This window comes from Flavobacterium granuli, assembly GCF_900129705.1.
Taxonomy (GTDB): domain Bacteria; phylum Bacteroidota; class Bacteroidia; order Flavobacteriales; family Flavobacteriaceae; genus Flavobacterium; species Flavobacterium granuli.
The window spans coordinates 117810-131149 of sequence record NZ_FQWO01000007.1 but is presented as its reverse complement, the minus strand read 5'-3'; the positions used below and the strand labels follow the sequence as shown (position 1 = coordinate 131149).

Genomic DNA, 13340 nt, shown 5'->3' with positions numbered 1-13340 from the left:
AATTGAACCGCTTTCTTTTTATGAGCTTTCCCATAAATTTTGTGCATTTGTTTTAGAAGCTGAAATTAAGTTTTATTTTTTAATTTCCTTTGATGGCTAGGTTAGCATGCCCAGTTTATAAACTAAAATAATTTTGGAGTACCATTAGCAATAATTTTTAGTGGAGCAGAAAAAAAAAGTACTATTTTTTAGCGTAAATCTTAATTTAAATTAATCATATTGAATGATAGAAATTAGTTGCAAGTAAGCAAAGCAAATAAATTCAGTGATTGGATAATTTTAAATAATTTTTAGCCAATTTTATTCCGTTTTAAGACGGTTATTCCAATAAAACATAAGTAGCATCGTAACAATTACTGAAGATGCTATACCTTCAATAAGTGTACAAATTATACAGACATTTATGGATGAATTTCCACCTAACCAAAAATTTTTGGGTAATGCTTCCATATAAGCATCGCCTCCTTTTATATAGCTGTAGATTACTAATCCTATTACGCTTAAGAGCACTCCTATTAATCCTGTACTTAATGCTGAAATGGAATCAGATGCAAAATTTATTTTGCCTTCTGCCAGTTTCATTTTTAGAGTTCTATTAATTCCGTAAAAAATAAAAAATACATTAAAGTACCGTAAATACATTATATCAGAAAAACCAAATATATTAATTAGTAAAAAATATACTCCTATTCCAATGAAAATAATAATTCCATTTAATAATTCTTTTGAGAGTTTCATTTATTTAATTTTTAAATTAATATTTGTTATTGACTTGATAATTAAACTAATAAGAATTAAAATTACAAAATAAAATTATGTTTTACTAATGATTAATAATTTATTCAAGTTATAGCTTTTATCATATTATTTGAGTTAATCATAGAATTAAAACTAATTAATTTTTTTGAAGGAATTATTTTTACGATATCGTTACCAATTTCCTGTTTTGTAAGAGGTTCTTAATTTTTTTTAAAAAAAAGCGTATGTAGGTTGAATTTTTTTTTGTTTTTTAATTTAAAAAGGTAGAGTAGCTCATTTTGAGAGCATCTCTACCTTTTAGGACTCCACTTTTCTAAAGTAGTCAGGGCATAAGAATCTGTTTTATTCTTTGGATTTTGCTAAAATGTATAATTCACAAAAACGGTAAAATTTCTTCCTATTTCGGTTATTGGAGTTCTTGAAAATCCAGTTTGGCCGTTGAAAGTATAACTTAAATGATTGTTGTACTGCTTGTCAAAAAGATTCAAAATTCCCATTCCTAGATTTAGGTCTTTTATAGGAGTAACACCCGCTTTTATGTCCATGATTTCATATCCTGAAGTTGGAATTTCATCATAGGATTTTGAGATTTTATTTTGCTCAGCAGTCAATGTATAATGAATTGCTGCCCAAAAAATGTCCTTTTCAAAACCAAGTTTCAATCGGGTTACCAAAGGCGGTGTAAGGGGTAAACTCTCCTGATAATCTTTATTCTCTGTGTAAACATAAGCGACTTCCGTCAGGAAATTAAAATGCGTTGCAAATTTTATATCTCCAAAGATTTCGAATCCTGTTTTGAAAGCATTTTCAATATTTCTAAAAACTTTTGGATGGATAGGTGGAGTAGTAGGGTTGTATTTTCTAATTAAGGTTTCATCAACCACTCCCATAATATAATTTTCATAGATAGAATAGTAAATGGAACTTCCGAATTTTATTTGTTCAAAAAAACCAGAAATAGTTTCTTTTCCTGTCAAACCTAATTCAAACTGATTATTGGTTTCCGCTTTTAGATTTGGATTTCCAATGTATTCGTAAGGGTCACGACCGATATTGAAATAGGAAATATAACGCTCCTCAATATTGGCAGCACGAGTTCCTCTCCCGTAGGCAATTTCCAAAGTATAATCTGGAGAAAGTAATCTTTTATACGAAATGGTTCCGCTGAAGTTAGCCTCATTTCTTTGTTCTAAATTTGGATACAATGCTGCAAAATTAGGATCTAGATCCCTTGCTTCAGACGTAACAAAATCTATTCTTGCCCCTATATTGAAAATTGATTTTTCAGAAGCAAACCACTTAGCTTCCGCAAAGGTTCCAAAAGTATTATTGTAACTGTCTTGCCATACTTTGTCATAATAAGCCATTGGAGTTGGTAATACCATGCCCGCCATATTTCTTTTGACCAGTCGATCTCGTCCGCCTTCACGAGAAATATTAACCATATCAAGACCAGTGAAAAGTTTCCAACGTTCAGTAAAATTCCATTCTGCTTCCAGTTTTCCTCCATAAGTCGTGGCATTTACTGCGGAAGACGCTTCGGTACTGGCATAAGCAGCTCTTCTTGTATTACTCATCAAGTGATCTACAAAAGAATAATAGACTTTAGCAGATAATCCTTTGAATGTTTTACTGTCGCTTATCCATTTGTAATCTAAACTTCCAATGGAGCTGTCATCAATGTCAGTATCCATAGACAATCCGGCATGAAGAACATCTCTTCCAAAATTCTGACGAAAATTGGCTTGTAATCTTTGATTATCAGTAAAATTATAGCCTACTTTTAGTCCATAGCTGGTACTTTTAAAAGAAGAGGGGATTTCAGTACCGTCACCATCTTTATAATTCCCATAATCTCGATAACTCAGATTTCCTGATATATCAAATTTGCCAAAGTTTCCGGCTAAATGTAGCATGTTTACTAATGAATTGCCATTACTTTCATAACCAGAAGATAAGGAACCGGATACTTTTTTATCACTATCCTTAGCGTTTCTAGTCACTAAATTTACGACTCCTCCAAAAGTATTTCCATAGCGAACCGAAAAGGGACCTTTGATAATTTCTATTTTGCTGACTTCCTCAGGATTTACTAATGTGGTAATCGGATCCATTCGGTTGGGGCAGGCGTGCGATGCTTTGGTTCCACCATCGAACTGGACATTTAACTGTTCGTACTGACTTGCTCTAAAAGCGGGATCTACGGCATAGCTTCCTCTTTTAATCAAAGAAAAACCGTTGATATCACTGAATAATTCCCCTGCATTTTTTGGTTGGACTACTTTTTCCTTGTAATCTTGTTTTACGATAGTAAGTGTTGGGTCCGTTTTTGTGTTTCCGGTAACGATAACCTCATTTAATAATATCGTTTTTTTGTTTACTGTATCTTGCTTGTTTGTAGTTTCTTTGGTTTGTCCAAAAGATAAAACAGAACACCATAGCAAAGCCACAATGAATGTATTTTTCATTTTAAAGTTTTAAAATTGATAGGATTTTTTTAATTTACGAAAATGAAAAAAAGTTTTGTGGAGGGTGAAAATTATTTCCAAAACTATTGAAATTATGCAGCTTACATTTTGTTTGGATGTTATTTTTTATTGAAATAAACAATTTGAATTCAATAATTTCGATGGGTTGAAAAAAGAGTACTATTTCTTTTTCAATACTAATATCTTTATCAGGATTTTGGTTTTCAGTTGCTTTCGCTATTTTTTCCAAAGCACACTTTCCATTACATTTCAAGATTGGTTTATCCTTGTTTTCGCAATATTTTTCGGTAAAGTCAGTATTATTTAATGAAAAATCAAGAATAGAATAAGTCATTCTTAAATTATAAAATAAAATGGATATTAAAAATACCGTTAAAATTGTATATTTCAGTACTGTTTTCAAAAGAGAAGTGAGTTAACAAGAGATTTTTGTAATCTTGAACAAATTTAAAGTATAATTTTTGTGTGTAAGGTGATAAAAGTCACGTTCAGTTATTAGTTGGTTCTTTATTTTTTGGTTCCAACAAATCGAATGATATCGGCTTTGCCCTTATGAAATTCACCTTCATTTAATGCTACACTTTGAATTTCGCTGATATCACAATTTAATTCTTCAAAATCTTCAAGTATCATTTCTTTTGTGTAAAGCATCGCCAAATCCTTAGGTCCACCAGAGTTATTTTGCAATTGATTCGGATTAAAGGCTTCTATTATAATTTTGCCTCCGGGCTTCAACCAAGTGATTGCTTTTTGGTGTATTTTTTTTCGAATTGACGCAGGGAAATGGGCATAGATAAAAGTAACTGCATCAATAGTATTTTTTTCATAAGTTACCGTGACAGCATCTTCAATAGTATAATTAATGGATACATCTTTACGAGTAGCTAATTGAATTGCTTTTGATTTTCCTATTATACTGGTATCAAAAGCATGTACTTCCCATCCATTGGCAGCAGCATAAACGGCATTTCTTCCTTCGCCTTCACAGGGTAGAATGATTTTTCCGGGAGCTAACTGTTGGAGTTGTTCAGCGAAAAAAACATTAGGTTCTTCTCCATAAACATATTCTCTTTCGCTGTATCGTTCATTCCAAAAATTTTTCATATTTGCGTATTCTTTATTTTTTTACGGATTAAAATAAAATGCTATTTCGAATTAATAACTTGTATCATCTAGTTTCACTTTTCCGTTGAATGTGCGGTATAAAAAGATAAAATAAGCTGCAAGGAGGGGCGTGCCAATCACCACAATAGTCAACATGATTCCTAATGATTTTTGCGACGATGCGGCATTATAAATGGTTACGCTATACTTTGGATCGATGGTAGAAATTAATAATGTTGGATACAATTGTAAAGCAACCAAAACAAGCAAAAACGCCATTGTCAGAGAGGAAAAAACCAGTGCGAGCATATATCTTTTTTTTGATGCTAAACGCGGAACATTGGCTACAGCCAAGAAAGAAATTAACGGAACAACGAAATAAAGTGGATTTGCTCTGAAATTTGCGGTAACTTCCGGTATAAAAACTAAAGTGTAAAGTGTGGTAATACCGAAGCTTATGATGAAAAATATCATTCCTTTTTTCAATAAGAAAGTAAGTCTTGCATGAAGTCTTCCTTCTGTTTTTAGTAATAAATAAATAGCGCCTTGGGTCATAAATAGCGATAAAGTGGTCAACCCAACCATTATTGCGTAAGGACTTAAGAAAGAGAAAAACATATCGCCTTTGTAAGCGAAATTGGGTCCCAGTGCAAAGCCTTGTAAAATATTACCTAAAACTACACCAAGCAAAAATGAAATCATAATACTGGAAATACTGTATACGTAATCCCAAGTTTTTCTCCACCAAAGCATTTCTTCATCACTTCTAAATTTGATAGCTACGGCACGAAGTACATTAAACATTAGAAAGAGCATAAAGGGAACATACATTGCCGATAACATTGTGGCGTACATTACCGGAAACCCAGCAAATAAAGCACCACCACCAATAACGAGCCATACTTGATTAGCATCCCAAACAGGAGCAATTGCATTGATAGCAATTCTGCGACTTAAATCTTTTTTTAAAAATAGATGCCAGGCACCGGCTCCAAAATCAAACCCTTCTAAAATGGCATAACCTGAAAATAAAAGGCCTATGACTAAATACCATAAAGTAGGATAATCAACTCCTAAAAAATATTCCATAATTGATAATTTTTAAGTTTTTTAAATGGTTGTGAAATTTACCGGTTTCTGAGCTTCTTCATAAGGGCCGTGTTTGATTTTTTTGTTGACCATATAGATGAATAAAACAAAAAGGATCGTATAAACCACTAAAAATAAGATTAAAGAAAAGAGGATGTGACTGGAAGTCACTTCTTGTGAAAAAGCTTTATCGGTTCGTAACAGACCATAAACTACCCAAGGTTGTCTTCCCATTTCGGCTGCAAACCATCCTACTTGGTTGGCTATTTGTGGTAAAATTACAGCGAACGAAAAAATCCACAACAGCCATTTAGTTTCAAATAATTTTCCACGCCACCACATAAAACAAGCAAACAATGATAATCCAATTAAAGCCATCCCAATAGCAATCATAATATGATAAAACTGAAAAACAGCATTAATCTGGCTTGGTCGGTCTTCCACCGGAAAACTATTCAACCCCGTAATCGGCGCTTTAAAATCTTGGTGCACTAAAAACGATAGCCCACCAGGAATACCAATCCCGGTAACTTTTTGTTTGTCTTTATCAACCCATCCCAAAAGATACAAATCGGCAGGTGCTGATTTTTCGAAATGCCCTTCCATTGCCGCTAATTTTGCGGGTTGGTTTACCGCCACGCCATCTGCTGAACTGTGCCCTGACACTAACTGACCTAAAGAAAAAATAGTGGCAACAACAAGTGCTATTTTAAATGCTTTTTTAGAAATTTGGATATAGCGCCCTTTCCTGATATAATAAGCATGAACACTTAACACCAAAAATGCTCCCGCCAAAATCGCTCCTTGCCAAGTATGAATGATTCGGTCTACACTGGAAGGATTGAACACCATGGCCCAAAAATCAGTTACTTCGGCACGCGCCATTAATCCTTCACCTACAATGTGAAATCCTGCTGGAGTTTGTTGCCAGGAATTAGCGACTACAATCCAAACTGCCGAAAACATGGAACCTAAAAAAACACCTACTGTAGAAACAAAATGGACCCAAGGCTTCACTCTATTCCATCCAAAAAGCAAAACCCCCAAAAAAGTACTTTCTAAACCAAAAGCAAATAAACCTTCGGCAGCTAAAGCACTACCAAAAATATCGCCTACATATCTTGAATATACGGCCCAATTGGTACCAAATTCAAATTCCATGATAATGCCGGTAGCCACACCAATACCAAATGTTAAAGCAAATATTTTGATCCAAAAGCGCGTTAAAATTTCATATTCTTTATTTCCGGTTTTAAGGTAAAGTCCTTCAGTAAGAACCATAATCAAACCGATCCCAATGCTTAAAGGAGGATAGATATAATGAAAAGCAATGGTGAAAGCAAACTGAATTCGAGCAAGAATCTCTACGTCCATAAGTAATTATTTTTTAGTATTATTGGGGTGAAATTTATCATCACCATGAAAAAACATTGTCAACCACAACACTCTTGATAAACGCATTAACCACGGTTGAAGTGCGATAAGCAGTATTACATTTAGAGGAAACCATAACAACACTTCTTTATTTTTGAAACCGTAACCTGTAGCAGCAATCCATGCGATAAAAGTTACTATTGATATACCAACCGTTAATCCATAACTTACATAACCAGTGCCTTGATAAAACCCAGGTTCTAATTCAGTGCGCTGACTGCAGGAGGAACATTTTTCGACCATTTTATTACCATCGGTGATATTATACCATTTGTTTATGAACAAGTTTCCTTTATGGCATCGGGGACATTTGAATGAAAATATATTTTTTAAGAATTGAAGCATATTTAATATTTTAATCAAAAATAGTTTTTAAAGACAAGGTAGTGTGTGATAATTGTTACTTAACAAGAACTTGTTTGTTTAAAGTTGGTAGAATTGACTTGTATTAATAAATTTCCGTTTGAATGCATCAGGGGTTATGTTTTCATACTTCTTGAAGAAGCGACCAAAATAGGAATTGTCTTCAAAGCCTAATTCATAAGCAATTTCAGCAACTGTTTTTTGTTCGTGGATAAGTAAGCGCTTGGCTTCTAGCAGGATTCTATTTCTAATTAATTCCCCGGCTGCTATATTTACAACATCGTTGCAAACGGAATTGAGGTAATTGGGACGAATATACATTATGGAAGCATACTCTTTTACAAAGTGTTTTTGTTTATAATGTTTGTCTATCAGTTCTTCAAAATGATGAACAAGTTGCAAGGATTGACTGAATTCAGTGTTTTTAGGTATAGGTTCAAACAATCGGTTTAAATCTATTAATAATAAATTAAGCAGGGAACGTAAACTTTTCTCATAATCAGCTTCATTGGTTTTATATTCATTTAACATCCATATTGCAATTGATTTTAAGCGTTCAAATTTTTCTACAGCAATTTTTAAATAGGGCTGCTTATGACGATAGGTGAGAAACGAAAACTCGCTCAACTGATAGTTTTGATACCGAAGTGCAAAAAAATCACTTTCGAATACTAATATATATCCCTCAATTTTATCAAAATCCAGCCATTGGTGAATTTGTCCATTATACATACATGTTACAGATAGCGGTTCAATGGGAGATTCTTTAAAATCAATCAATTGTGATCCTGTATTTTTTTCATTAAGCAAAATCATGTAATAATTATGGCGGTGCGGAATATTTAATTTTTGCATAAAAGGTAAAAAATCCGAAGTATGATACACCGCAAACTTTAGTTCATTTTGTGTTACTTCACTACATTTGATATTTTTAATTTCATTCATAAATTAATTATCCTAAAGAAGTTATTATATAATAAATTGCCCAAGCAACAAAAACAATTATAGCAGCCCACAACCAAGACGGTACATTTTTAGGCGTCTCGCTTCCAAAAATTAAAAATTGTTTTTGATTTCCTTTTCCATAGGCATTAATCATCATAGGTAAAATTCCATCAACAACATCATTGTCTTTTAATCCATCTAGGGTAATAGCGGGACCGTTTCGAACGGTAAAAGGAATTATTCTGATGCCTTCTTTACCAGATGGATCCTTACTAACTATTTTTAGTTGATGTAAACCATCAGTCAGTTTTCGAGTATCTAACTCAAAATTTACAGGGGCATCAAATTCTCCGATGGGTTGAATTTCATCATCTACAAATATAATTATTTTGCTTTTACTGTCCATTTTATTCGAAATTTATAACGGTTCTTTTTATATGATTTGCATCGGTTTCTTTTGGTTTTACCAAATATTTTATGGCAAAAAATAAGGTAACAAGAACGGTAGCCACCATAGTCCATACAATAACATAGTCCAAGTTACTTTCGGGACCTGCACCATGTGCTATACCTCTTAAAATTTTGGGCTGTTGCTTTTCACACATCGGACAGGCATAAGTTGCTATTGATAGTATTGAAAACAGAATAGAAAATAGTGACTTTTTCATCTTACTTATTGTTTAGGTGCACTTAATTTTGCGAGATCCATTAATTTTTGTACTTGTTCCGGTGTTACCTTTTTAGCTGTGTTTCCCCAACTTGTTTTCTCATGGTTCATTATGGCTGCAACTTCTTCCGCTTTTAAATTTCCGTTAGTTCCTACTGCGGGCATTACTCCATAATCTTCTCTTGCGTCATAGCCATTCATAATGATACCTACCATAATTTCAGGATTGTCATCTAATACTATTTTACTTCCTTTTAAAGGAGGAAAAGCACCTTTTAGACCTTCACCATTTTGCTGATGACAACTCATACATTGGGCAGCATATAATTCGGCACCATCTAATTCCTTTGCACCAGCACCTGTCGTACCATCTGTTTCTTTTTTCTCTTTTTTATAAAGAAAATCTGGATTAGGTGTGCCATCCGGTAATTTTACTTGTTTTAATGATTGAAGATACGCTACTAAATTTAATGCCTCTTCAGTAGCTACTACATCTCCAATTTTACCATGCATAAATTCACTAGGTACATTCACTTTTATATCCCCTTTTTCTGCTTTTGATTTAATTTTAAATAACCAGGGATAAGGTGCCATAATGGATTGAGGCATGACAGTCCTGGGGTTGTATAAGTGAACCAAATGCCAATCCTGGCTCGGTTGCCTTACACCAATATTGGTTAAATCCGGACCGGTTCGTTCTGTACCCATTAAAGTTCCAGCATTTTGCCAGATACTTTTTCGCGTACTTAGAGCATAGTCAGCTGCTATCCCGGGTCTGTCGCCCCAAGTTTTATCCATATCTACATTTCGAACTTGTTGCGAGTGACACCCGACACATCCCTCTCGAATGTAAATTTGTCGTCCGGCTTCTTGCTCTTTAGTAAGCGGAATACTTCCATATAATGGGGCATTATTTTCTTGATTGTATTGTGATGGAAGAACGGCAACAAAAAGCGTTAGTGTACCAAAAAGAATTGTAGCAAGTGAAAAGAGTTTCTTATGTTCGTGAAATAGACTCATCGTTATTTATATTTTAGTTTCAACTGCATTCGTGTCAATATTTTGATTGATCAATTCAAATGCTTTTTCTTTTATATCAATCTCAATTGTAGGTTTCATCATTTTATACATATTGTAAGCCAAAACAATATGAGAAAGCCACATTAACGTTCCTCCGATAGCTCTCCACAACCAATACGGGCCCATCATTACCACACTATCAATAAATGGTTTTCCTTCTGCCCACATCAATCCTTTGAGCGTACCACCAATCATAAGTGGTATGGTGTAAAATTGTAAGCCTATTAAAGCCAACCAAAAATGAGCACCAACACCCAGCTGTGGTGGTTCTTTACCAGTAAGTCTTGGCACAATGGCATAAATACTTCCAAACAATAAAAAGGTAATGATACCATACATGGTTATATGAGAGTGAGCAATAGTAAAATCAGTAAAATGCCAAATTAGATTAGTAGATCTGAAGGCTTCCGCAGTACCTTGGAAAGAACCTGTAAAATAATAGATAACACCCACAAAGAAGAATGGAAGGGAATAACTATTACTTATTTTTCCCCAAGAACCTCTAAATGTCATTAGATAATTTATGGTACCAGCGGTAACTGGAATAAGCATACCAACGCTTCCAACAATAGCAACAGTTTGCAGCCACCAAGGTAACGCACTAAAAACAAAATGATGAGTTCCAATTACAGTATAAAAAAGAATTTGTGACCAAAAGGCCAGCACTCCTAAACTGTAGGAATAGATAGGTTTGTTCAGTTGTTGTGGCAGCAGGTAATATAAGACCCCAAGCATAGAAAACATAAACCACATTCCAACGGCCTGATGCATATAATATCCTTGCACTATGGTTTCACCAATACCATCTTGCCCCATTGGGATATAAGCAATTATAGCAACAATAAGGATGAAAATGTACGAAGCAATAATGAACCAATTAGAGATGTATATTTCATGTGTGGTTCTTTTTGCTACAGTTTTAATAAAGTTAATCACGGTAAGCATCAAACCATAAGCCCATACTGCCATTATTGGCCAAATAATTTCACGATATTCACCACCACCATTATTAATTCCAGCCATTAAAGATATGCCACCAACCAACATCGCTACATTCACACATATCAAAGCCGTCCAGCCATTTTTTATACTGTGCAAAGGGGCATTACTCACCATTGGAACGATATAATAACCCAATCCCATGATTCCGATAGTAGCCCAAGCCCAAAAAACTAAATTGGTATGAACTGCTCTAAGTCTTCCTATGCTCAACCAACTGAAGGTATCTGCATCCGGTGCAATAAATTTAATACCTACATATTCACCAACACTACTTCCTATAAACAACCAAAATACAGCTGTGCCCAAAAACCATAAAATCAATTTAGTCAGTTGTGGATCAATTTTAGGGCGTTTTATTGGGGGACGTTTTATAGCAAAATAACGATAATTTGTTTCTGAACTAATGCTTTTCAGTAATCCTTTTTTGTCTTCAGCTATTTCAGTGCCGGATAATTCGGTTGATGATAGGCTATAATCCAGTTTTTGTTTCAGTTCTTCTAATTTTTCAATTGGAGGAATGTTTTCTGGACTAGAAAGATATGCTGCTAATTCTTCAGCTTCTTTTATTTTTTGTGAGTTGAAGAACTGATTAAATCCCTTGTTTACTTTTATCGCTAAATATAAAAGAGCGAAAAATAAAGGAATAAATACCAAAACTAAAGTAATAATAACTCCCGGTTCAGAAAATAAATGTGCTCTATTTGCAGGTGCAGTTTGTGCAAAAGTTACTTGCGGAAGCAGTGAAATAACACCGAGAATCAGAACTGATATGATTTTATTGGATTGATTTTGTTTCCTTTTTAAAATTTCAATTTCTGAAGCACTTAAGTTATTGAAGTATTTTTTAAATTTATCTTTTTTAGCCAAATTTTTATCATTTAGAAAATGAGTAGCAACAGTATTTAGTTTTAGAACTAAAAGGAATACCAGCCCAACAATTATTATAATTAAGCTCATCATTAATCCTAAAAAACCTATTGATTTATTTGGAAAAAAACTTACTCCACTATCCGTTTGAGCACTTGCCGTTAATGGTAAAAGGAAAGTTAATGCTACAAAAAGGATCTGCTTTGAAAAGGTATGTTTCATTTGAAAAGCCATAATTATTTGTATTAAAATTATATTGTAGAATTCTTTTAAAGATAATTAAAAAAAAAGAGTTAATAGTGGTACTTTTTATTTTTAAAAAGATATCTATTACGCTGTTCCTTTCAATATTTTATTCCAATATAGCCAGGGTAAAACTTTTGTTTTTAATATCCACATTGACCATCTTGGTTTTGCTTGATCAATAGGAAAAGACATTTTCGGAGTATTGCTGTAATCAAACTCAGCTAACATTAATTTTCCGTATTGAGTAGGAATTGGGCAAGCTGCATAACCATCGTATTTTGCTGTAGGTTGTTTATTGTCTAGTATCGAAAGTACATTTGCAACAACTACAGGAGCTTGTTTGCGTATGGCTGCACCTGATTTTCCGCAAGGGGCGCTTGAGCTGTCTCCCAATGAAAATACATTTGAAAACTTATTGTGTTGCATTGTATATTTGTCAACATCAACATATCCTAATGGGATTGTCAGATTCGTGAGTGGGCTTTCTTTAATAAAGTCTGGTGCTGATTGTGGGGGTACAGCATGGCATAAATCAAATGGAATTGATTTTCGTTCTACTTCACCGTTGCTATTTTCCTGTTCGTAAAACGCAATTTTTTTATCCCCATCAATTTCAGTAACATCTACTTTAAAATGAGTTTTTATATTTCCTCTTTTTACTACTTCGTCCAAAGTTTTTGCGTATTCTTTTATTCCAAAAATGATACTTCCACCAGAAAGGTAATGAACATCACATTTATCGAGGATTCCTTTTTTACGCCAATAATCGACCGCTAAATACATAACTTTATGGGGTGCTCCACCACATTTTATAGCGCCCTTCGGATTGGTAAAAATTGCTGTTCCTCCTTCGAAGTTTTTTATGAACTCCCATGTTTTCGGTGCAAATTCAAAAGAATAATTACTGCTTACATTATTTTTTCCTAACGTTTCTTTCAAACCTTTAATTTTTCCCCAATCTAATTGTATGCCTGGACATACAATTAAAAAATCATAACTAATTTCTTTACCATTAGTACAAACGACTGTATTCAGTTGCGGTTCAAATTTAGTTACTGCTTCTTTTATCCAAGTAGTTCCTTTTGGTATAAAATCCTTTTCCTTCTTTACCGTTTTATTGATATCATAAACTCCTGCACCAACTAAAGTCCAAGCTGGCTGATAGTAATGTTTCTCGGAAGGTTCAATAATTGCAATATTTAAATTGCTTCTTTTTCGAAGTAATTGCGAAGCTACTGAAAGACCAGCATTTCCTCCACCTATGATTACTATTTGATAATGACTTGACATTTTGT

13 protein-coding genes are annotated in these 13340 nt (G+C 33.8%); all 13 read right to left on the bottom strand.

Features of this window, described 5'->3' with window-relative positions:
• Nucleotides 1-300 precede the first annotated feature (300 nt).
• Nucleotides 301-738: a hypothetical protein gene (locus BUB25_RS10745; protein WP_072944127.1), complete on the bottom strand. Its 438-nt coding sequence runs from the start codon at nt 736-738 to the stop codon at nt 301-303.
• Nucleotides 739-1118: 380 nt separating this feature from the next.
• Entirely contained in the window at nt 1119-3227 is a 2109-nt protein-coding gene (locus tag BUB25_RS10740; RefSeq protein WP_072944125.1) for a TonB-dependent receptor domain-containing protein, read from the bottom strand.
• Between the two features lie 34 nt (nt 3228-3261).
• A complete protein-coding gene (locus BUB25_RS10735) occupies nt 3262-3582 on the bottom strand; it encodes a hypothetical protein (RefSeq protein WP_072944123.1) in 321 nt (106 codons plus the stop codon).
• Nucleotides 3583-3755: 173 nt separating this feature from the next.
• Nucleotides 3756-4352 (bottom strand): class I SAM-dependent methyltransferase, encoded by a 597-nt coding sequence (locus BUB25_RS10730; protein ID WP_072944121.1) that lies wholly within the window; start codon nt 4350-4352, stop codon nt 3756-3758.
• A 51-nt stretch (nt 4353-4403) separates the two neighbouring features.
• Nucleotides 4404-5441, bottom strand: a complete 1038-nt coding sequence (gene cydB, locus BUB25_RS10725; RefSeq protein WP_072944119.1) for a cytochrome d ubiquinol oxidase subunit II — start codon at nt 5439-5441, stop codon at nt 4404-4406.
• A 21-nt stretch (nt 5442-5462) separates the two neighbouring features.
• On the bottom strand, nt 5463-6815 hold the full coding sequence (locus BUB25_RS10720; protein WP_072944118.1) for a cytochrome ubiquinol oxidase subunit I: 1353 nt from the start codon (nt 6813-6815) through the stop codon (nt 5463-5465).
• Nucleotides 6816-6821: 6 nt separating this feature from the next.
• Complete coding sequence (locus BUB25_RS10715; RefSeq protein ID WP_084089501.1) at nt 6822-7238, bottom strand: DUF983 domain-containing protein; 417 nt, start codon at nt 7236-7238, stop codon at nt 6822-6824.
• Nucleotides 7239-7298: 60 nt separating this feature from the next.
• Nucleotides 7299-8183, bottom strand: a complete 885-nt coding sequence (locus BUB25_RS10710; protein WP_072944116.1) for a helix-turn-helix domain-containing protein — start codon at nt 8181-8183, stop codon at nt 7299-7301.
• Nucleotides 8184-8190: 7 nt separating this feature from the next.
• On the bottom strand, nt 8191-8589 hold the full coding sequence (locus tag BUB25_RS10705) for a cytochrome C (RefSeq protein ID WP_072944114.1): 399 nt from the start codon (nt 8587-8589) through the stop codon (nt 8191-8193).
• A 1-nt stretch (nt 8590) separates the two neighbouring features.
• The gene (locus tag BUB25_RS10700) at nt 8591-8851 is read right to left on the bottom strand and encodes a hypothetical protein (RefSeq protein ID WP_072944112.1); all 261 of its coding nucleotides are present in this window, start codon (nt 8849-8851) and stop codon (nt 8591-8593) included.
• A gap of 5 nt (nt 8852-8856) precedes the next feature.
• On the bottom strand, nt 8857-9870 hold the full coding sequence (locus BUB25_RS10695) for a cytochrome c (RefSeq protein WP_072944109.1): 1014 nt from the start codon (nt 9868-9870) through the stop codon (nt 8857-8859).
• Nucleotides 9871-9876: 6 nt separating this feature from the next.
• The gene (locus BUB25_RS10690; protein ID WP_084089522.1) at nt 9877-12021 is read right to left on the bottom strand and encodes a cbb3-type cytochrome c oxidase subunit I; all 2145 of its coding nucleotides are present in this window, start codon (nt 12019-12021) and stop codon (nt 9877-9879) included.
• 108 nt (nt 12022-12129) lie between these two features.
• A complete protein-coding gene (locus tag BUB25_RS10685) occupies nt 12130-13335 on the bottom strand; it encodes an NAD(P)/FAD-dependent oxidoreductase (RefSeq protein ID WP_072944103.1) in 1206 nt (401 codons plus the stop codon).
• Nucleotides 13336-13340: the final 5 nt, after the last annotated feature.